The 18633-nt window shown below is 66.7% G+C and carries 22 protein-coding genes; 5 read left to right on the top strand and 17 right to left on the bottom strand.

What is annotated here, in order from left to right; all coding sequences use genetic code 11:
- Positions 1–35 precede the first annotated feature (35 nt).
- From PI990_RS00345 to PI990_RS31425, 11 genes are all read right to left on the bottom strand, one after another.
- A complete protein-coding gene (locus tag PI990_RS00345) occupies positions 36–758 on the bottom strand; it encodes a carbonic anhydrase (protein ID WP_271659537.1) in 723 nt (240 codons plus the stop codon).
- Between the two features lie 293 nt (positions 759–1051).
- Positions 1052–1756, bottom strand: coding sequence for a carbonic anhydrase (locus PI990_RS00340; protein WP_021219886.1), 705 nt, complete (start codon positions 1754–1756; stop codon positions 1052–1054).
- A gap of 148 nt (positions 1757–1904) precedes the next feature.
- Positions 1905–2963, bottom strand: a complete 1059-nt coding sequence (locus tag PI990_RS00335; RefSeq protein ID WP_265170184.1) for a PA0069 family radical SAM protein — start codon at positions 2961–2963, stop codon at positions 1905–1907.
- Between the two features lie 83 nt (positions 2964–3046).
- Complete coding sequence (locus PI990_RS00330) at positions 3047–3568, bottom strand: hypothetical protein (protein ID WP_271659536.1); 522 nt, start codon at positions 3566–3568, stop codon at positions 3047–3049.
- Positions 3565–4389 (bottom strand): hypothetical protein, encoded by an 825-nt coding sequence (locus tag PI990_RS00325; RefSeq protein ID WP_021219889.1) that lies wholly within the window; start codon positions 4387–4389, stop codon positions 3565–3567. The genes PI990_RS00330 and PI990_RS00325 overlap by 4 nt, the downstream gene beginning before the upstream one ends.
- Positions 4390–4517: 128 nt before the next feature.
- Positions 4518–5159 (bottom strand): Vat family streptogramin A O-acetyltransferase, encoded by a 642-nt coding sequence (locus PI990_RS00320; protein ID WP_043241907.1) that lies wholly within the window; start codon positions 5157–5159, stop codon positions 4518–4520.
- Between the two features lie 37 nt (positions 5160–5196).
- A complete protein-coding gene (locus PI990_RS00315; protein WP_271659535.1) occupies positions 5197–5961 on the bottom strand; it encodes a DUF3658 domain-containing protein in 765 nt (254 codons plus the stop codon).
- 81 nt (positions 5962–6042) lie between these two features.
- Entirely contained in the window at positions 6043–7422 is a 1380-nt protein-coding gene (locus tag PI990_RS00310) for a hypothetical protein (RefSeq protein ID WP_271659534.1), read from the bottom strand.
- Positions 7423–7443: 21 nt separating this feature from the next.
- Positions 7444–7725 carry a YheV family putative zinc ribbon protein gene (locus PI990_RS00305; protein WP_021219893.1) on the bottom strand — a complete coding sequence of 94 codons (282 nt, stop codon included), beginning with the start codon at positions 7723–7725 and terminating at the stop codon, positions 7444–7446.
- Positions 7722–9770: an oligopeptidase A gene (prlC, locus tag PI990_RS00300; RefSeq protein WP_271659533.1), complete on the bottom strand. Its 2049-nt coding sequence runs from the start codon at positions 9768–9770 to the stop codon at positions 7722–7724. Before prlC ends, PI990_RS00305 begins: the two co-directional genes overlap by 4 nt.
- A gap of 82 nt (positions 9771–9852) precedes the next feature.
- Complete coding sequence (locus PI990_RS31425) at positions 9853–10041, bottom strand: hypothetical protein (RefSeq protein ID WP_374979461.1); 189 nt, start codon at positions 10039–10041, stop codon at positions 9853–9855.
- 167 nt (positions 10042–10208) lie between these two features.
- Here PI990_RS31425 and PI990_RS00295 point away from each other — a divergent pair, with 167 nt between their 5' ends.
- Both PI990_RS00295 and PI990_RS00290 read left to right on the top strand, forming a co-directional pair.
- Complete coding sequence (locus PI990_RS00295) at positions 10209–10754, top strand: gamma carbonic anhydrase family protein (protein WP_271659532.1); 546 nt, start codon at positions 10209–10211, stop codon at positions 10752–10754.
- A gap of 90 nt (positions 10755–10844) precedes the next feature.
- Positions 10845–11492, top strand: coding sequence for an HAD family hydrolase (locus tag PI990_RS00290; protein WP_271659531.1), 648 nt, complete (start codon positions 10845–10847; stop codon positions 11490–11492).
- Positions 11493–11548: 56 nt separating this feature from the next.
- Here the strand turns inward: PI990_RS00290 and PI990_RS00285 are convergent, their stop codons facing one another.
- Both PI990_RS00285 and PI990_RS00280 read right to left on the bottom strand, forming a co-directional pair.
- Positions 11549–11782: a DUF1161 domain-containing protein gene (locus PI990_RS00285; RefSeq protein ID WP_031287857.1), complete on the bottom strand. Its 234-nt coding sequence runs from the start codon at positions 11780–11782 to the stop codon at positions 11549–11551.
- Between the two features lie 31 nt (positions 11783–11813).
- Entirely contained in the window at positions 11814–12911 is a 1098-nt protein-coding gene (locus tag PI990_RS00280; RefSeq protein WP_271659530.1) for an aminopeptidase, read from the bottom strand.
- 49 nt (positions 12912–12960) lie between these two features.
- Between PI990_RS00280 and PI990_RS00275 the strand changes: the two genes are divergently transcribed.
- Together PI990_RS00275 and PI990_RS00270 are read left to right on the top strand one after the other, a co-directional pair.
- Entirely contained in the window at positions 12961–13377 is a 417-nt protein-coding gene (locus PI990_RS00275; RefSeq protein ID WP_184488190.1) for a PA0061/PA0062 family lipoprotein, read from the top strand.
- Positions 13378–13428: 51 nt separating this feature from the next.
- Entirely contained in the window at positions 13429–13848 is a 420-nt protein-coding gene (locus PI990_RS00270) for a PA0061/PA0062 family lipoprotein (RefSeq protein ID WP_271659529.1), read from the top strand.
- Between the two features lies 1 nt (position 13849).
- Here PI990_RS00270 and PI990_RS00265 read toward each other — a convergent pair whose 3' ends face one another.
- The 3 genes from PI990_RS00265 to PI990_RS00255 all read right to left on the bottom strand — a co-directional run bounded on the left by PI990_RS00265 (position 13850) and on the right by PI990_RS00255 (position 15637).
- Positions 13850–14848, bottom strand: coding sequence for an LLM class flavin-dependent oxidoreductase (locus tag PI990_RS00265; RefSeq protein WP_271659528.1), 999 nt, complete (start codon positions 14846–14848; stop codon positions 13850–13852).
- Between the two features lie 191 nt (positions 14849–15039).
- A complete protein-coding gene (locus PI990_RS00260; protein WP_021219903.1) occupies positions 15040–15264 on the bottom strand; it encodes a DUF1161 domain-containing protein in 225 nt (74 codons plus the stop codon).
- 157 nt (positions 15265–15421) lie between these two features.
- On the bottom strand, positions 15422–15637 hold the full coding sequence (locus tag PI990_RS00255; protein ID WP_043241890.1) for a dodecin: 216 nt from the start codon (positions 15635–15637) through the stop codon (positions 15422–15424).
- Positions 15638–15789: 152 nt separating this feature from the next.
- Between PI990_RS00255 and PI990_RS00250 the strand changes: the two genes are divergently transcribed.
- Positions 15790–16113, top strand: coding sequence for a hypothetical protein (locus PI990_RS00250; protein ID WP_052351281.1), 324 nt, complete (start codon positions 15790–15792; stop codon positions 16111–16113).
- Positions 16114–16225: 112 nt separating this feature from the next.
- Here the strand turns inward: PI990_RS00250 and PI990_RS00245 are convergent, their stop codons facing one another.
- On the bottom strand, positions 16226–18472 hold the full coding sequence (locus PI990_RS00245) for a TonB-dependent siderophore receptor (protein ID WP_271659527.1): 2247 nt from the start codon (positions 18470–18472) through the stop codon (positions 16226–16228).
- Positions 18473–18633 lie beyond the last annotated feature (161 nt).

The following is an 18633-nucleotide window of genomic DNA, read 5'->3' as shown; positions in this document are numbered from 1 at the left end:
GCGGTCTCGGCCGCCACGGCTATGGGAAGGGGGCGTCAGGACGCCAGGTAGCGCGGGCGCGGTGTCGCCATGGCGGCGCGGCCTTGCTCCAGCGGCCGGAAGCGGCCGGCCTCGGCGTCGTAGGCGCGGATGGCGGCGGTCTCGATGTCGTAGACCCAGCCGTGGATGAACAGCTGGCCGGCGGCCAGGCGCGCGGCCACCGCCGGGTGGGTGCGCAGGTGGTCGAGCTGGGCCACCACGTTCTCCTCGGTGAGCACGCCGAGGGCATCGTGGCCCACGCAATCGCAGTTGCGTTCCACCAGGCTGCGAGCCACCTCGGCGTGGCGCAGCCAGGCGCTGACGGTGGGCATGCCGTTCAGGGATTCAGGGGCCAGCACCGCCTTCATGGCGCCGCAGTCGGAATGGCCGCAGACGATGAGGTGCTGCACGCCCAGGGCCATGACCGCGTACTCGATGGCGGTGGAGACGCCACCGTTCGTCTGGCCGTAGGGCGGCACCAGGTTGCCGACGTTGCGGGTGACGAAGAGATCGCCCGGCGCGCTGTGGGTGATCAGCTCCGGGGCCACCCGCGAGTCGGCGCAGGTGATGAACATGGCCCGCGGCGACTGGCGCAGCGCCAGCTGCTGGAAGAGGGCGCGCTGCCGGGGGAAGGTCTCCTCGCGAAAGCGCCGGCAGCCCTGCACCAGGGTGTCGAAGGCGGCCTGGGCGTCGATGTCGTCGGAGGGGGCGGGCGGGATGCTGCGGATGTCCTGGTTCATGGTTTCTCCTGTTTGCGTTCCGAGCGGGCCGATGGCCCTCGTGACCTGCCGCTTGATGGCAGATTGCAACCCGACCGGGCGGTCGGGATGGAGAAAAACCTTAGGCGTGCAGACTTAACTCAAACTGAAGAAACCGCTCTGGAATGAGCCTTACAGACGAATGGCCGATAGCAGTCTGCCAGCCCGGACTGGTGATGGGACGACCGTGCAGAAGTTCGACGCAGCGAAAGCGCAGCCACGAGAGGAAGGAAGGGAACGGGCGGCGCCCCGGCCGCAGCCGGGGCGCCGGGGGCTCACAGGTAGCGGGCGCGGGGCGTGGCCATCGGCAGCGGGCCATCACCGATGGTGCGGAAGCGACCGCTCTCGGCGTCGTAGGCGCGGATGGCGGCGGTCTCGATGTCGTAGACCCAGCCATGGATGAACAGCTGGCCGCTGGCCAGGCGCGCCGCCACCGAGGGGTGGGTGCGCAGGTGGTCGAGCTGGGCCACCACGTTCTCCTCGGTGAGCACACCGAGGGTTTCGTGGTTGGCGCAGCCGCAGTTCTCGGCGACCACGGTGCGGGCCACTTCGGCATGGCGCAGCCAGGCCTTGACGGTGGGCATGCGCTCCAGCTGCTCGGGGTTGAGCACCGCCTTCATGGCGCCGCAGTCGGAGTGGCCGCAGATGATGATGTGGTGCACGCCGAGGGCCATGACGGCGAACTCGATGGCGGTGGAAACGCCACCGTTCATCTGCCCGTAGGGCGGTACCACGTTGCCGACGTTGCGGGTGACGAACAGATCGCCGGGGGAGCTCTGGGTGATCAGTTCCGGGACGATGCGCGAGTCGGCGCAGGTGATGAACATGGCGCGGGGTTTCTGCTCATGGGCCAGGCGCTTGAACAGTTCTTCCTGCTCCGGGTAGACCTGGTCGCGGAAACGCTGGAAACCTTCGACGATGTTGCGTAGCGCTTCTTCAGCGCTTTCCTGGGTTTGCGGGGTATCGTGCTCGTCGCTCATGCCGACCTCGTTCGCCTTGGGACTCTGTAGGGGAAAGTGGGATTACTTTACCGATATGGTCGGATTTATCCGACCCCCTACAGGACACCGTTCGGCGTGTTCCGGTCACACTTCGGCCCCGCAAAAGCCCTTCCGCCCATCCTTTCGCTCACAGCAACGCCATCTGCCCCCCAGGCGGACAGAAGCGCGAGCAGTCCAGCGCCACATCGCCACGTTTCTCCAGGCCCAGGCGGCGCATGGCGACGGCAAAGCGCTGGGCCAGCAGCTGGGCGAAGGCGCCTTCACCGCTGAAGCGCTTGCCGAAGCGGCTGTCGTAGACCTCGCCGCCCCGGCACTGGCGGATGATGCTCATCACATGGGCAGCCCGTTGCGGGTAGTGGGCCTGCAGCCACTCCTCGAACAGCGGCGCCACCTCCCGGGGCAGGCGCACCAGCATGTAGGAGGCGCTGCGCGCACCGGCGTCGCGGGCGGCCTCCAGCAGGCTTTCCAGCTCGCTGTCGTTGATCATCGGGATCATCGGCGAGCAGAGCACCCCCACCGGAATACGGTTTTCACGCAGCACGCGGATCGCCCGCAGGCGCGCGGATGGCGCGGCGGCGCGGGGCTCGAGCACGCGCTTGAGTTCGTCGTCGAGGGTGGTGAGGCTGATCATCACCTTGACCAGGCGCTGCTCGGCCAGTTGGCTCAGCAGGTCGAGGTCGCGCAGCACCAGCGAGCCCTTGGTGACGATGGTCAGCGGGTGGCGATAGCGCAGCAGCACTTCGAGTATCTGCCGGGTCAGGCGATGCTCGCGCTCGATGGGCTGGTAGGGGTCGGTGTTGGCGCCCAGGGCGATGGGCGCGCACTGGTAGCCGGGCTTGCTCAGCTGTTGCTCCAGCAGGGCGGCGGCGTTGGTCTTGGCGATCAGCCGGGTTTCGAAATCGATGCCCGGGGACATGTCCCAATAGGCGTGGCTGGGCCGCGCATAGCAGTAGATGCAGCCGTGTTCACAGCCGCGATAGGGGTTTATCGAGCGGTCGAAGGGCAGGTCGGGCGACTGGTTGCGGGCGATGATGCTCTTGGCCGTCTCGATGCGCACTTCGGTGGCGCGGGTCGGCGGCACCTCCTGGTACCAGCCGTCGTCCTCGGCCACCGAGAGAGTCGGGGCGAAACGGTTGAACGGGTTGCTGCCGGTTCCCCGGCCACGGGGCGGGAGGGTGACGGACATGGCGAGGCGCTCCGGAAAATACTGTATGCATGAACAGTGTATTCTTACAGCGTCCTACGCCAGCCGGTTTTCGTCGGAAAGCCCTACTCGTCCTCGTCGGACTCGCTCGGCGGGGTAAAGGGCTCGATCAGGTATTGGTGGCCGTGGGCCTTGCAGTCGGCGAGGGTGCCTTCGGCCGAGGAGCGCAGTTGCAGGAAGCTGCTGCCGAAGCGCTGCTCGTCGGTGTCCACCAGGCCGTCCTTCAGGTCCACGCTGTTGGCCATGGCCATGGAGTCGGCGTACTTGAATTCATCGCTCACGCCGGATTTGCCGGTCCACAGGACGATGCGCTGGCCTTCCTGCCAGTGCACCGCCGCCTTGCGCTTGCCATCCGGCCACTGGTAGCCGACCACGCAGAAGTGGTTGGCGCTGTCGTTGCGCTTGGCCTGCACCAGCAGGTAGCGCATGTCCTGCTCGGGGTCGGCGAAGGCCTTGTCCTCGGCGATGTCGAAACGCGCCACCTGGCCGGTGTAGATCGACGGGCCGAAGGACTCGGCCGCGCAGGCACCGAGGGTGACGAAAAGCAGGGCGCCGGAGAAGAGTCCGGCCAGGCGTGAGCTGTTCATTTCTTCGGTTTACCCGGGTTGTTGGGGTTGTCGATAAAGGCCTGGGTGAGGCTGAAGAAGGTCTGGCCACCCTTGTCCACCGCCTTGATGAAGTAGCCGCCCGGGTCGCTGCCTTCGGTCATCCAGCCATAGACCGGCGGCTTGTAGGGCTTGGCGACGCTCTTGCCCGCCGCCACGTCCAGCGCGTTCTGCACATGCTGGCGGACGAAGGAGAAACGCAGGTCGCTGCCATCGTTGGCCAACCGCAGGTAGCTGTCGATCTTGCCTTCCTTGGCGCCGATGGCCGGATAGTTGCCGAACCCCTCGAACTGCAGCGGGTCACGGGCGGTGATGAAGCCGGTCATGGTCTTGTTGGCGGGCTTGCCGAAGTGCTTCGGTTCGGAGAACGCCATGCGGTTCTCGATCACCTGGCGCATCAGCTGCATGGAGAACAGCGCCTCCTCCAGGCCTCCCGCGTTCTTCGGCACCACCGACTCGGCCAGCAACAGGCGCGCGAGGCAGCCTTCGTCGGTCTTGCCATCGGGCAGCGTCAGCGCTTCCAGCACGGTGATGACCACGTGGATGCCCGAGGGCAGGTCATCGACGGCGGAAAAGGCTTCGACGCGCACCGACTGGCAGGCGCGCAGGGCCTTGATGGTGATGCTCTGCTCGCTCTGGCGGTCGTTGGCGTCCTGCTTCACTTCCAGGCAGGTGTTGGCGCTCTTGATGCGGTAGTGCTTCTTGCCCGGCCCCAGGCCGTTGAGCTTCAGCTTGAGCACGTTGCCGACCACCAGTTCGAGGCTGCCGACGACCGGGAGTTTGTTGCGGGTAAAGGTGGGCACCTGGGGTCTCCTTGCTGTATTGCCGCCCTCTGCGACGGCTCCCTGTGCAGCGGGGCACAGCAGGGAAAACTACTCCCGGCCCCGCGCCGGGGCAAGGTGCCCGCTCGGCGGAAGTGACGCAGTTCGCCTCAGCCTTCCCGGGCGCAGCGCTCCAGGGCGTCGAGATCGGCGGCCATGATCGCCGCCATGTGCCGGCTGATCTTCTCCACCGGCCAGTCCCACCAGGCCAGGGCGAGCAGGCGTTCCACCACTTCATCGGGGAAGCGCCGCTTCAGCGGTTCGGCCGGGTTGCCGCCGACGATGCTGTAGGGCGCCACGTCGCGGGTCACCACCGAGCGCGAGGAAATGATGGCGCCATCACCGATCTTCACCCCGGGCATGATCAGCGCCTCGTAGCCGATCCACACGTCGTTGCCGATCAGGGTGTCGCCCTTGTTGGGAAACTCGGACAGCTCCGGCATGTGCCGCTCCCAGCCACCGCCGAAGATCTGGAAGGGGTAGGTGGAGAAGCCGGAGAGCTTGTGGTTGGCGCCGTTCATGATGAACTTCACCCCGCGCGCGATGGCGCAGAAGCGCCCGATCACCAGGCGATCGCCGATGAAGGGGAAGAGATAGAGCACGTTGCGCTCGAAGTTCTCCGAGTCGTCCGGGTCGTCGTAATAGGTGTATTCGCCGATCTCGATCTGCGGGTTGTTCACCGTGTTGCGGATGAAGCAGACCTGGGGGAAGCCCGCCATGGGATGCGGGTTGCGGGGGTCGGGTCCGTGCATGAAGCCTCCGGCTCGAAGGAATGAGTGCAGCCCGGAATCAACCGGGCAGGCGCACCTGCAGGCCGCCGTAGCCATTGGCACCGGGTTCGCCCTCGATCTGGACCCGGCCCTGGACGGCCAGTTCCCGAGCGCGCCAGAAGAGGAAGAAGTCGGTGGCGAAGAAGCCGTCGCAATGGCCCATGACATCGGCCATCACCCGGCCCAGCGGGCGCCATTCAGGGGTGCAGCGCTCCAGCAGGTCGGCATCGATAAAGCTGAAGTCTTCACCCTGGAAGGCCCCCTCGCGCCAGCGGCGGATGCCCGCGCCCTCGGCCAGTACGCCACGCCACTGGTTGGCCAGTTGCTGGCGGCGCTCCGGCCCCACCAGCTTCGGCAGGTACAGCTCGGCGAGTTCGGCCGGCGCCCGCATGGCCACCGCGCGGCTGTCGCCGCTGCCGCAGGGCACTTCCCAGAGGGGCAGCTCGCTGTGCTCCAGGGCCGCCGCGATGCGGGCCAGCAGCAGTTGCTCGGAGGCGCTGTCGCCATGCCAGACGGTGACCGCATGACTCTGCCCGGCCAGGCCGGCGAGCCATTGGGCGTCTTCGCCCAGGCCACTTTCGAAGTCCGGCACCGGCTGCACCGCAACCGGCCATACCGCGCGCCAGAAGGCGGCACGGCGGGTACAGGGCGGCTGTTCGATGCCGCTCAGCGGGCCGACGGCGAGGTCATCGCGCAGCACCCGCAGGAACTGCCGCGCCACCTCCTCGCCAAGCACGAAGGCGACGCCTTCGACCGCGTTGTCACCGCATACCAGGTGCCACATGACGCCCTCTCTGAACCCTTGTACACGCAGGGGAAGATCCACCCTGGGTGTCGGAATCTAACACTGTCATAAGCGCCACGCTCAAGGCTGCTGGCGCTGCAGCCCCTGGATGACTTCCGCCTCGAATGCCTTGCCGCTTTCCATCGCCTGCTCCGGTTCAGCCCGCTGCAACAGGCCGCGCTCGAATGCCGCGCTCACCGCAGCATTGGGGCCGGCCAGCACCAGCGACATCTGGTCGCCACTGGCCAGCGGCACAAATGCCACGTCCAGCCGGCGGTCATCGGCGACTCGCTGCAGCAGTTGCAGCACGGCCTGGACGTCGTACCAGTCGCCGTAGTTCTGCGCTTCCAGGCGATAGACCGAGCCATCGGCATAGGCACTCAGCCGGTAGGGGCCCTGGTCGTCCGCCGGGTAGCGCTCCTCGAACACCACATCCTGCAGCGTCGACCCGGCCAGGCGCGCCAGGCGCCGCAACAGCGAATCGTGCTGGTTGGGGAACATCCCGGTCTCGGTGTCGAAGCCGTACAGGTAGTCGGCGGCACTCAGCAGGAACTCCGGGTCGGCACTGGCCTGCTCATCCACCTTGAGCGCCTGCACCCGGCTGAAGCCGAGGGTAGCCAGCTCGGCGATGCGACGCGCGACAAGAGCCCTGTCGACGTGCGGCTCGTCCTCGCCCTGAGCCTCTGCCCCGTAGTGCGGCGAGGGGCTGCACATCGGATCGCGCAGGCGACGCTGGCAGGCCGCCTGCGCCAGTGCGCGTCCCTGAGGGTCGTCGCTCCGTAGGAAAGCCAGTGCGACCTGGTCGGCCTTGTCCTGGTCGGTGATCCGCCCATGGATGCGCAACAACGCACGGTTGGCCTCGGCCTGTTTCAGGTGCACGAGGGTGAAGGCTGCGGCGCGCAGCTCATAGGCTTCAGCGCTCGGGATCATCGCGGTGACGGCCTGCTCCAGGCGCGGCTCGAAAGCGGGCACGGGCGCTTCCTGCCCGGCGTAGAACGCCAGCACCGCGCGGGCCGGCGTATCCGGGCGCAACAGCAAGGGACGGTCCGATGCCTGGGCGCAGCCCTTCGCGAAAGGTACGGAGACGATGCGGCGGATCAGGTCGTCCGGCCCTTGCAGGCTGTGCCGGGCGAAGGTGCAGAACGCCGGTGACAGCTCGCTGAACTGCAAGTGCGATTGCCACAGGCGCTCGACCGCGACGGCCTCCGTCGGGCGGACCTGGGCCATTGCCGAACGCCAGCGCTGTAACCAGGGCTCGCTGCCATCGGCGATCTGGTCCAGGGCATGGGCGACGGGTGGGAAACGGCGAGTGTCTTGGTCCCAGGCCTGCAGGTCGGCCGCGCTGTGAGGCAGCGCGGCGCCATAACGCGCGGGCAGTGCCGCAGGCTCGCGGGTGATTTCGCTGGCGACGACAAGGCCGCTGGCCAATACCAGCAGGCCACAGAGCATCAGACGGATCATCGGCCCTCCCTGGCCTTCAATTCACTCGCTGGGTTTCTTCAGCTTGGGATTGGGGAAGAACTGCACGCCCTGGACCTTGGGGTCGGCCGGCTTGGGCACAGCCTTGTTGACCCGCGTTCCCAGCTCCTTGGGCACCGATTGGCCCTGGGCGTTGAGGGTGTCGGCATAGCCGCAGGCTACGCACTGGCGGTGCGGCACGCCGTCCTCGTCCCACATCTGGATGCGGTCCTGCTCGCTGCACGCCGGGCACACGGCGCCGGCGATGAAGCGTTTCTTGGTGACGTTCACGGGACCTTCGCTCATGCGGCCTCCGCGGACAGGCCGAGGTGGCGCAGCAGGGCGTCGATGGAGGGCTCGCGGCCGCGGAAGTCGACGAACAGCACCATGGGCTCCTGGGAGCCGCCACGGGCGAGGATGGCCTCGCGGAAGGCGCGGCCGGTGTCGGCGTTGAACACGCCCTCTTCCTCGAACTTGGAGAAGGCATCGGCGGAGAGCACTTCGGCCCACTTGTAGCTGTAGTAACCAGCCGCGTAACCGCCGGCGAAGATGTGCGCGAAGCTGTTGGCGAAGCGGTTGAAGGCCGGCGGGCGCATCACCGAGACCTCGGCGCGGATGCCTTCGAGCACCTCCAGCACGCTGCGGCCATCGCCGTGGGTGGCGTGCAGCTCGAAGTCGAACAGGGAGAACTCCAGCTGGCGCACCATCATCAGGCCGGACTGGAAGTTCTTCGCGGCGAGCATCTTGTCCAGCAGGTCCTGGGGCAAGGCCTCGCCACTCTGGTAGTGGCCGGAGATCAGGGCCAGGCCTTCCGGCTCCCAGCACCAGTTCTCCATGAACTGGCTGGGCAGCTCGACCGCGTCCCAGGCCACGCCGTTGATGCCGGAGGCACCGGCGTGCTCGACGCGGGTCAGCAGGTGGTGCAGGCCGTGGCCGAATTCGTGGAACAGGGTGGTGACTTCATCGTGGGTCAGCAGCGCGGGCTTGTCGCCCACGGCCGGGGTGAAGTTGCATACCAGGTTGGCCACCGGGCTGACCAGCGTGCCGGCGGACGTGCGGCGCTTGTCGCGGGCGCCATCCATCCAGGCGCCGCCACGCTTGTTGGCACGAGCGTAGAGGTCGAAGAAGAAGCGGCCGACGTGCTGGCCGTTCTCGCTGATCTCGAACAGGCGCACGTCCGGGTGCCAGGTGTCGAAGCCCGACAGTTCGCGGATCTCGATGCCGTAGAGCTTCTGCACAATGGCGAAGAGGCCGGTGAGCACCTTGTCGATGGGGAAGTAGGCGCGGAGGATTTCCTGGGAAATGCTGTAGCGCTGCTCGCGCAGCTTCTCGGCGTAGTAGCCGGTGTCCCAGCTCTGCAGATCGTCCAGGCCCTGTTCGGCGGCGAAGGCGCGCAGCTCGTCGAGGTCCTGCTTGGCGAAGGGTTTGCTGCGCACGGCCAGGTCGCGGAGGAAGCTCAGCACCTGGTCGCTGGTCTCGGCCATCTTGGTGGCCAGGCTCAGTTCGGCGTAGCTGCCGAAGCCGAGCAGGGCGGCCAGCTCCTGGCGCAGGTCGAGGATCTGCTCCATCACCGGGCCGTTGTCGTTCTGACCGGCATTCGGGCCCTGGTCGGAGGCGCGGGTGCAGTAGGCGGTGTAGACCTCTTCGCGCAGGGCGCGGTCGTTGGCGTAGGTCATCACCGCGTAATAGCTGGGGAACTCCAGGCTGATCAGCCAGCCGTCCAGGCCCTTGGCCTGGGCCGCCTGCTTCATCTGGGCGCGGGCGGATTCGGTGAGGCCATCCAGTGCGGCTTCGTCGCTGACCTGTTTGGTCCAGGCCTGGGTGGCGTCCAGCAGCTGGTTGGAGAAGCGGCTGGTGAGCTCGGAGAGCTTCATCTGGATTTCGCCATAGCGCTGCTGCTTGTCGCTCGGCAGGTCGATGCCGGACAGGCGGAAGTCGCGCAGGGCGTGTTCGAGGATGGTCTTCTGCGCCACGTCGAAGCCGGCGGCCTCGGGGCTGCTGGCCAGGGCCTCGTAGGCCTGGAACAGTTCGCGGTTCTGGCCCAGCTCGGTCCAGTATTCGGACAGCTTGGGCAGGCAGGCCTCATAGGCGCTGCGCAGCTCGGCGCTGTTGCACACGGCGTTGAGGTGGCTCACGGGGCTCCAGGCGCGGCCCAGGCGTTCGCCCAGTTCGTCCAGCGCCAGCACCAGGCCTTGCCAGGTCGGCGTGCCCTCCTGGCGGGCGAGCAGCGCATCGATGGCGGCACGGCTGTCAGCGAGGATGGTGTCGATGGCGGGCTCTACATGCTCCGGGCGGATGGCGGAGTAGGGCGGCAGGTCGAAGTCCTGAAGAAGGGGATTGCTGGAGCTCACGGCATTCACCTGTTGCGTCTGGAAAGGTTGATGGAGCGTAGATACCGGGAAAGAGAGAGGGGGCACAAGGCCCCCTCCTGAATCATTTCCTGCGCCTGGACAAGTGCCAGGAACCGTTCAATGGCATCCCGCTCACCCCCCGGGCGATCTTCTGGATCTGCCCCCCACGCCGCAGATAGGCGGCGACCTGGGATTCGAGGGATTCACGGGTTACCGTGGCCGCTGCGGCTTTGGTTCTGTTCGCAGAGGATCTGAAACGCAAGGTAGTCATGGACTCTCTCCTTTTCCAGAGACGGCCAGCCACATTGCCAGATTTTTGACGGTCCTACGCCGGGTGCACCTGATGAGTGGGACAACCGACGCGCCACGAGGTTTAACCCGGGTCGATGGCGTTCATCTTAATTACAATCGGCGCACAACGCAGCCACAGGACTTTCTATGAGCGCGATAAGAACCTACCGGGGCACCGCTCCACAGCTGGCCGAGCGGGTTTTCGTCGACCGGTCCGCCGTGGTCATCGGCGATGTCGAACTGGGCGATGACAGCTCCGTCTGGCCCTTCACCCTGATTCGCGGCGACATGCACCGTATCCGCATCGGGGCACGTACCAGCGTGCAGGACGGCAGTGTCCTGCATATCACCCACGCCGGTCCCTTCAACCCGGACGGCTTTCCCCTGCTCATCGGCGACGATGTGACCATAGGACACAAGGTCACCCTGCACGGCTGCACCCTGGGCAACCGCATCCTGGTGGGCATGGGCAGCATCGTCATGGACGGCGTCGTGGTGGAAGACGACGTGGTGATCGGCGCCGGCAGCCTGGTACCACCGGGCAAGCGCCTGGAAAGCGGCTACCTCTATGTCGGCAGCCCGGTGAAACAGGCTCGCCCGCTGAGCGACAAGGAAAAGGCCTTCTTCACTTACAGCGCCGCCAACTACGTGAAGCTGAAGGACCTGCATATCGCCGAGGGATACGGCCAGTGACGCCGCCGGCCGACCATGCCCAGCGGATGCTCGGCACGGCCGGCCAACCCCGCTATCCTGCCAACCCCCGAGCCCAGCCCGCCTAAAGCCATGCACCAGCAGAACATCCTCTTCGACCTCGATGGCACCCTCACCGACCCGCGCGAGGGCATCACCCGTTCGATCCAGTACGCCCTGGGCAAGCTGGACATCCACGAGCCGGACCTGGCGCGCCTGGAGCACTTCATCGGCCCGCCGCTGCTGCAGTGCTTCATGCAGACCTACGCCTTCGACGAGCCCCGTGCCTGGGAGGCGGTGAACCACTACCGCGACCGCTTCCAGGTCACCGGCCTCTACGAGAACCGCGTGTTCGACGGCGTCGCCGAACTGCTGAGGATGCTCGGCGAGCAGGGCCGCACCCTGTACATCGCCACCAGCAAGCCGGCGGTGTTCGCCCGCGAGATCGCCCGGCACTTCGATTTCGCCAGGCACTTCAAGGTGATCTACGGCAGCGAGCTGGACGGCACCCGCACCAACAAGGTGGAGCTGATCCGCCACCTGCTGGACGAGGAAGGGCTGGACCCGGCCGAGACACTGATGATCGGCGACCGCAAGCACGACCTGATCGGCGCCCGGGAGAATGGCCTGCAGGCCATTGGCGTCGGCTACGGTTTCGGCAGCCATGAGGAATTGATGGCGGAAGCCCCGGCCTGGTACTTCGCCACCCTGGCGGAGATGCACCAGGCCTTCGCGCGCTAGCACTCGGGCTCTCGGCAGGTAGCCCGGGCTTCAGCCCGGGGGATTCAACGCAGGGCTCAGGTCCCGTTACGCTGGTAGACGATCTTCTTCGTGCCGTTCTCGCAGGTGCCGACCACCATGTTCGGGTCTTCCACCTCGGCGGCCGGCACGATCTCCAGCGTGTAGGCGGTCACCCCGGCGGCCTGGATCTTCACCTCGATCTCCTGCTTGAGTTCCTCGCAAGGCTTGGGTGCCGCCACGGCGGCGCTGCCCAGCAGGCCGAGCAGCACGGCCAATCCCCATCTGTTCATCGCACACCTCCTCTGTCAGGCGAATCCACGCTCATTCGACCGATGCGGCCACCGGCGAGTTCTCCGGCATCAACGCGGCCACAGCCGCCTGGCGTTGCGTGGGCTCGAGCGCGGCCAGCGCCGCCACCCGCTCGTAGAAATCGGTCCAGCCGGCACTGCGCCGGTACAGCTCGGCGAAGGCCGGCACCCAGCGGTCGTAGAGGCCGAAGGGCAGCAGCTTGGCGTTGTTCAGCGGGCTTTCGATCCAGCCGTCGTAGCGGCCGACACCCTGCCACTGGCTGTCGCGCAGCTGGCGGTAATCACGGCGCAGGCGCTCGAACTCAGCCTGCTTGGCCGCGCGCTTCTCGGCATCCGGGCGGTCGCTGGCGTAGAGCCTCTCCAGGCGCTCGCGGCTGGCCAGCACCAGAGCAGTGAACTGCTCGCGCTGGCGCACGCCCTCCTCGCCACCCGCCGACAGGCCCTGGCTGGCACGCCACTGGCGCAAGCCCTCGCGCTCGACGAAGCTGGCGAAGGATTCGTTGAAGGCGCTGTCGTCGGCGACGTACAGCTTCTGGTGTGCCAGCTCATGGAAGATCACCGCCGCCAGCCGGTCCTCGTCCCAGCGCACCATGCTGCTGAGGATGGGGTCGTCGAACCAGCCCAGGGTGGAATAGGCCTCGACGCCGCCGATCCAGGTATCCAGCCCCTCCTCGCGCATCAGCGCCGCAGCACCACGGGCGCGGCCCGGCTGGTAATAGCCGCGATAGGCGACGCAGCCGGCGATGGGGAAGCAATGGGTGACGGGCGCCAGGGACAGCTCCGGTGTGGCGAACACATTCCACACCACGAAGGGCCTGTGGATATCTGCATAGACGCGGTAGCTGCCGTTGTCCGGCAGGGCCAGTTCGGCGCTGGCGAAAACCCGCGCCCGCTGCGAGAGCGCCAGGCGCTGGCGCAAGGTGGCGTCGCGGCTGGGGTCGGCGAGCACCCGCGCCACCGGCTCCCGGACGTGCAGCAACTGCAGCTGCCCGCTGGCCAGCTGCCCGTAGTAGTCCAGGCTGGAGCAACCGTTCAGCGCCAGGGCGAGCAGCAACGGAACCGCCAGGGTGCGGACGCGGTCGAGAGAGGCTAGAAGAATGGTGGCCGGCATGGCGTGAAGCTAGCGCATGGGCCCACCGCACGCCATAAGGAGTTGCCGCATGCGTCGCCTGCTTCCCACTGTCCTGTTGCTCAACCTCGGCGGCTGCTCGCTGATCATGCCGAGCCACGACCCCGACCAGGCCTGGATCGACCTCGACCAGCCGGACAAGCACGCCCTGCAGGCGGCCAGCGTGGACCGCCAGCCCCTGGAGGACGATCGCTACTTCCAGGTGACCCCCGGCAGCCATGAACTGGAAGTGCGCTTCAGCTTCGATGTCGACGGCCACGACATCGGCCCCCAGCGCGAAGCCATGACCCGCACCTGCCTGCTGAAGCTGGACTACCCGGCGTTCAGCGCCGGCCAGCGCTACGAACTCAAGGCCGGCGGCATCGGCTTCCGCCCCTGGGCGCGGCTCTATACCGAAGACAACCGCGAAGTGGCGCGAGCCCGGGAAAGTCGCTGCGGCGATGTCTGAAAACGGGCGGCGGGTTTATCCTGCACGCCACGCCCTCCCGAGGATTCCGCCATGCGCAAGCTACCCGCCGCGCTCCTGCTGGCCAGCCTGACCGCCTGCGCCAGCCCGCTGCCCCAACCCGACCCGGCCCAGGCCTGGATCGACCTGCGCGGCGAGCCGGGCACCAGCTTCATGGCCGACCGCCTGGACGGCAAGCGCACCGCCGACGGCCGTTACTACCAGGTCAGCCCCGGTCGCCACGAGCTGGAGATGCGCTATCAGTTCGAGGTCTCCAGCGGCGGCAGCCTCAATAGCGATTCCGGTTCCTTCCAACTCACCTGCCACGTGCGCATCCGTTACGACGGCTTCGTCGCCGGCGAGCGCTACCGCATCGACGCCCGGCCCATCGTCATGCGCCCGCAGGTGCTGATGTACGACGCCCAGCGCAACATGGTGGCGCGGGGCGACACCCTGGGCTGCGGGCCGATCTGACTCAGCCGCGCAGCTCGGCGAGGATGTCGAAGGCGCGCAGGCGGTGTTCGTGCTGGTAGACGTCGCAGGTGAAGATCAGCTCGTCGGCGCCGGTCTGCTCCAGCAGCACCTCCAGCTTGCCGCGGATCTTCTCCGGCCCGCCCACCATGGCCATCGCCAGGAAGCTGCCGACCGCCTCCTTCTCGTGGGGCAACCAGCGCCCGGCCATGCTCTCCACCGGCGGGCGCAGCACCAGGCTCTCGCCACGCATCAGGCTCAGCACCCGCTGGTAGACGGTGGTGGCGAGGAAGTCCGCCTCTTCGTCCGTGGGCGCGGTCACCAGGGGCACGCCGAGCATCACGTAGGGCGCATCGAGCACCGCCGAGGGGCGGAAGTGGTTGCGGTACACGCGTATCGCCTCGTGCATGTAGCGCGGCGCGAAGTGCGAGGCGAAGGCATAAGGCAGGCCCTTCTGCCCGGCCAGCTGGGCGCTGAACAGGCTGGAGCCGAGCAACCAGATCGGCACCCGGGTATCGATGCCCGGCATGGCGATGACCTTCTGGCCTTCCAGGCGCGGGCCGAGCAGCAGCTCCAGCTCCTCCACGTCCTGGGGGAAATCATCGGCGCTGCCAGAGCGCTCGCGACGCAGGGCCCGTGCGGTCAGGTGATCGGCACCCGGCGCCCGACCGAGGCCCAGCTCGATGCGCCCCGGGTAGAGCGTGGCGAGGGTGCCGAACTGCTCGGCCACCACCAGCGGCGCATGGTTGGGCAGCATGATCCCGCCGGAGCCGAGGCGCAGCGTCGAGGTATTGGCCGCCAGGTAACCCAGCAGCACCGAAGTGGCGGAGCTGGCGATACCTTCCATGTTGTGGTGCTCGGCCACCCAGAAGCGCGAGAAACCGAGTTGCTCCACATGGCGCGCCAGGGCCAGGGAGTTGTGCAGCGCTTCGGCGGGGCCGCCATCGTCGCGGATGGGGGCCAAGTCGAGGACGGAAAGGGGCAGGGAAGAAAGGGCTGACATAGCGAAGGGACCTTGCTCGGGGGAAGACTCACGCCTTCCGTAAGACACAGGCGAGCTACTGTAGGCCTACCCGGCGGCAGCCACCAGAAGGCACTTTTCGGTAACCAGGGCACCTCCGGGTAAGCCATGGGGCCCGCCGGGCGTCCATAAAAAAGCCGGCGCGAACGCCGGCTTTACTGCTCATCGCGCGATCAATTGCGCTGGTAGACGATTTCCTTGCTGCCCGCTTCGCAGCTGCCGACCACTTTCTTGTCGGTCGCGCTGCCCTTGTCGACGATCTCAAGGGTGTAGGAGGTGGCTCCGTTCGCCTTGATCTTCGCGTCGATTTCGGACTTCAGCTCTTCGCAGGGCTTGGCGGCGGCAAAAGCCGAACCGGCAAGGGTGAACAGGCCAACGGCCAACAACAGTTTCTTCATCGGTAACGCTCCCTCGTTGTAGAAAAGAAAGGCTCGAGCGAGCCAAGGGGACCAGACGTCCCCAAGCGGATGGCACCTGTGGTCTTGTTCGTTGAGACGCCACATGGCCAAACCTGTGTGAGCCTAGCCCAGGGGGCAGGCCTTTTCTGTAAGACGCTCAGCTATCGCTGAGTCGGAATCCGACCTTCAGGGTGACCTGGTAGTGTCCGACCTTGCCGTTCTCGATGTGACCCCGGGTCTCCACCACCTCGAACCAGTCGAGGTTGCGGATGGACTTCGCCGCCTCGGCCAGGGCGTTGTTGATGGCTTCGTCGATGCTGGTGCGGGAGGAGCCGACGATCTCGATCTTCTTGTAGGTGTGATGATCAGACATGGTTGTTCTCCTTGCTTTCGGAAATGGGCCACTTGCCATCTCAGGCCCGGAATCCCACGAATAAGTTCAGATTAGCTGCACTCCTCGGCAATACGTGGGTCGGACCTAGTACCCCAACCCGAAAGACCCCACCCCGAAAGAGGAGGTACGACATGGCTTTCTTCATGTCTTCGCGCAAGAAATCCACCCTGCAGGGCATCGAGCAGGAAATCGAACAACTGCGCAGCGGTATCGAGCGCATCAAGCACGTGGTGGAAGCGGAGTCGCAGCACTCGCTCAGTGCCATCCAGGACGGCGCCCTGCGCACCCTGAGCCGCTCCCGTGACCTGGCCGGCCAGGCCTGGGAGCGCACGGCCAAGGCCGGTGCCGCCACCCGCGAGTATGGCCGTGAGCACCCGCTGGCCACCGCTGGCGTCGCGGCGGGCGCCGTAGGCGCCGTGGCCCTGGCGACCTACATGCTGCGCCATCGCGGCTAGATCCGTCGCCCACCCCGAGCCGCCCGCCCAGGGCGGCTTCCACGAGGCCGGCCCCGTCTGAAGGAGCCGGCCTCGTGCCTGCCTGCTCCTCAGCAACCCGCGCGGCGAAGGCTCAGAGCGTCCAGTCCAGCCCCAGGGTCAGGGTGCGCGGTTCGCCCCAGTAAACGCCGTTATAGAAGCCAACCCGCTCGTAGTACTTCTTGTCGAACAGGTTGCTCACGTTGAGCGACACCGACAGGTGCCTGTCGAACTCGTAGCGCGACATCAGCCCCGCCACGCTGTAGGCCTGCTGATGGACACGGGTGGTCTGGGTGATGATCACACCGCCGCTGTCGCGCCCCACCGGGCGCCGGGTGTTGCCGTAGATCTCGCTCTGCCAGTTCAAGGTGCCGCCGACGGTCAGCGCGCGCCATTGCCCCGGCAGGCGATAGGCCGTCGACAGGCGCAGCATGTTCATCGGCTCGCCGCCATTGCTGCGCTGCTTCTCGCCATCCAGCGCGTGGGTGTAGGAGTAGCCGGCCGTCAGGTTCCAGTCCGGCAGGACCTCGCCCGAAACCTCGACCTCGAACCCCTGGGCCTTGCCGCCCTTGCCGCCCGACTTGTAGAACTCCTCGCCGGTGACCGGGTCCGGTGGCACCGAGCTGTCCAGCTCGCCGACGTTGTCCTGCTTGCTCCAGAACACCGCCGTGGCCAGGTTCAGGCGCTCCTCCAGCAGGCTGCCCTTGAGTCCCAGCTCGTAGTTGGCGCCCACCACCGGCTCCAGGTACTTGCGGTTGGCGTCACGCAGTTCCTGGGGTTTGAAGATGTCGGTGTAGCTGACGTACAGCGTGTATTCGGGCGTCAGGTCGTAAAGCAGGCCGGCATAGGGCGTCCACATGTCGTTGTGCTGCTGGCGGGTGTCCTCAATGCCGGTCAGCTGGTCGTTGGCATCGTACTCATAGCTGCGGGCCTGGTTTTTCCAGCTGCCGTAGCGGCTGCCCAGCACCGCATGCAGGTCATCGCGCAGGCTCAGGCGGGTGGCTAGGTAGCCGGCCTTCTGCCGGGTGCTGCCGTCGGAACCGGGCAGGTGGGTCACGGTGTCGGGGAACTTGCCGATGCCGCCCATGTACTTCCAGTCGTCGATGTCGGTGTAACCCGGGGGGGTCGGGCCGGCAATGGTGTAGGGCGACCAGTCGCGGCGCTCGGCTTCGCCATAGCCCAGCATCAGTTCGTGATCGCGCCCCAGCAGGCTGTAGGGGCCCGCCAAGTTGAGGTCATACACGCGCATTTTCTGCGTGCCGATCATGTGGCTGGTCCAGGCGCTCATGCCCGAGCGGTCGGCCTCCGGGATACCACCACCGCCGTAGTAGACCTTGCCGTCGCTCTCGCTGTCGCGGTGGGTGTAGGCCGCCTTGAGGTGCCAGTCGCCGCCCAGCTGCTGGTCGAGGGTCGCGAAGCTTGTCTTGTCCTCGAGGGGCCAGGAACTCCAGTGCGCCGCCATGTTGGTGGAGCGCGGCAGGTTGGCCTTGCCACCCGAGGCATTCCAGTAGGGCAGCGTGCCCCAGGAGGTGCCCTGGACCTGCTTGTCCTGGTAGTCGAAGCCCAGGGCCAGGGTGGTGCTTTCGGTCAGGTCGGCCTCGAGGATGCCGTAGCCCACCTCCCGTTGCTGCGCGTAGTGATCACGGAACGACCGGCTGTCGCGATAGGCCAGCACCGCGCGCCCGCGCAGGCGCCCCTCGAACGCCAGGGGGCCGCCGACATCCACATAGCTGTAGTAGTTGTCGTAGCTGCCACCGCTGGCGCCGGCCCTGGCCGCCCATTCGCGGGTGGGGCGCTTGCGCACCATGTTGACGGTGGCCGAGGGATCACCCGCGCCCGTGGTCAGGCCGGTGGCGCCGCGCACCACCTCGATGCGGTCATAGATGATGGTGTCCGAGTCGGACTTCATGCGGCTGAAGGTGTTGAGCATGCCGTCGACCTGGAAGTTGTCGATGCCATAGCCCCGTGACGAATAGATCGCCCGGTCGGAGTCCAGGTGCTGCACCACCACCCCGGTGGTTTGCCCCAGTACCTCGGTCAGGGTGTCGAGCTTGAAGTCATCCATCTGCTGGCGGGTCACCACCGACACCGACTGCGGGGTTTCCTTGATCGACAGGTTCAAGCGCGTGGCGGTGTTCATGCTGCCGGTGGTGTACGACCCGGTGTTCTCGGTGGTCGCCCCGAGGCCCTCGGCGGTGACGCTGGTGGCCTCCAGCTCCAGGGGCGTAGCGTGCGGATCGGGGCTCCGGGCAGGCTCGGTTTCGGCCAGCAGGGCGGGGCTGAGCGCCGCGCCACAGAGGCCCAATGTGATCGTCATGAAACGGGTGAATGGCACGAACATCGCTGCCGACTCCTTGTCGTCGAGTGAAAAATTCCGTTGCACTGGAGACGAAGAGGGGGCGGCTTATTTAGCCTTTACGAGAATAATTATCATCTGAAAGGTCAGGAAAATGCCCTTGATGAGGCGCCGAGGGCAGGCATGACGAGGGCTGCGGCAGCCCT

Source organism: Pseudomonas sp. TUM22785 (assembly GCF_028198105.1).
Classification (GTDB): domain Bacteria; phylum Pseudomonadota; class Gammaproteobacteria; order Pseudomonadales; family Pseudomonadaceae; genus Metapseudomonas; species Metapseudomonas solani.
Note: the sequence above shows the minus strand (reverse complement) of the source record. Positions and strands in the feature narration are given on the sequence as shown.

Coding starts and splice junctions, on each gene's coding strand:
- PI990_RS00330 (WP_271659536.1), bottom strand. CDS start 3,568: ATGAACAGCTCACGCCTGGCCGGACTCTTCTCCGGCGCCCTGCTTTTC.
- PI990_RS00290 (WP_271659531.1), top strand. CDS start 10,845: ATGCACCAGCAGAACATCCTCTTCGACCTCGATGGCACCCTCACCGAC.
- PI990_RS00305 (WP_021219893.1), bottom strand. CDS start 7,725: ATGAGCGAAGGTCCCGTGAACGTCACCAAGAAACGCTTCATCGCCGGC.
- PI990_RS31425 (WP_374979461.1), bottom strand. CDS start 10,041: ATGACTACCTTGCGTTTCAGATCCTCTGCGAACAGAACCAAAGCCGCA.
- PI990_RS00315 (WP_271659535.1), bottom strand. CDS start 5,961: ATGTGGCACCTGGTATGCGGTGACAACGCGGTCGAAGGCGTCGCCTTC.
- PI990_RS00265 (WP_271659528.1), bottom strand. CDS start 14,848: ATGTCAGCCCTTTCTTCCCTGCCCCTTTCCGTCCTCGACTTGGCCCCC.
- PI990_RS00295 (WP_271659532.1), top strand. CDS start 10,209: ATGAGCGCGATAAGAACCTACCGGGGCACCGCTCCACAGCTGGCCGAG.
- PI990_RS00320 (WP_043241907.1), bottom strand. CDS start 5,159: ATGCACGGACCCGACCCCCGCAACCCGCATCCCATGGCGGGCTTCCCC.
- PI990_RS00345 (WP_271659537.1), bottom strand. CDS start 758: ATGAACCAGGACATCCGCAGCATCCCGCCCGCCCCCTCCGACGACATC.
- PI990_RS00255 (WP_043241890.1), bottom strand. CDS start 15,637: ATGTCTGATCATCACACCTACAAGAAGATCGAGATCGTCGGCTCCTCC.
- PI990_RS00275 (WP_184488190.1), top strand. CDS start 12,961: ATGCGTCGCCTGCTTCCCACTGTCCTGTTGCTCAACCTCGGCGGCTGC.
- PI990_RS00280 (WP_271659530.1), bottom strand. CDS start 12,911: ATGCCGGCCACCATTCTTCTAGCCTCTCTCGACCGCGTCCGCACCCTG.
- PI990_RS00285 (WP_031287857.1), bottom strand. CDS start 11,782: ATGAACAGATGGGGATTGGCCGTGCTGCTCGGCCTGCTGGGCAGCGCC.
- PI990_RS00310 (WP_271659534.1), bottom strand. CDS start 7,422: ATGATCCGTCTGATGCTCTGTGGCCTGCTGGTATTGGCCAGCGGCCTT.
- PI990_RS00335 (WP_265170184.1), bottom strand. CDS start 2,963: ATGTCCGTCACCCTCCCGCCCCGTGGCCGGGGAACCGGCAGCAACCCG.
- PI990_RS00250 (WP_052351281.1), top strand. CDS start 15,790: ATGGCTTTCTTCATGTCTTCGCGCAAGAAATCCACCCTGCAGGGCATC.
- PI990_RS00245 (WP_271659527.1), bottom strand. CDS start 18,472: ATGTTCGTGCCATTCACCCGTTTCATGACGATCACATTGGGCCTCTGT.
- PI990_RS00270 (WP_271659529.1), top strand. CDS start 13,429: ATGCGCAAGCTACCCGCCGCGCTCCTGCTGGCCAGCCTGACCGCCTGC.
- PI990_RS00260 (WP_021219903.1), bottom strand. CDS start 15,264: ATGAAGAAACTGTTGTTGGCCGTTGGCCTGTTCACCCTTGCCGGTTCG.
- PI990_RS00340 (WP_021219886.1), bottom strand. CDS start 1,756: ATGAGCGACGAGCACGATACCCCGCAAACCCAGGAAAGCGCTGAAGAA.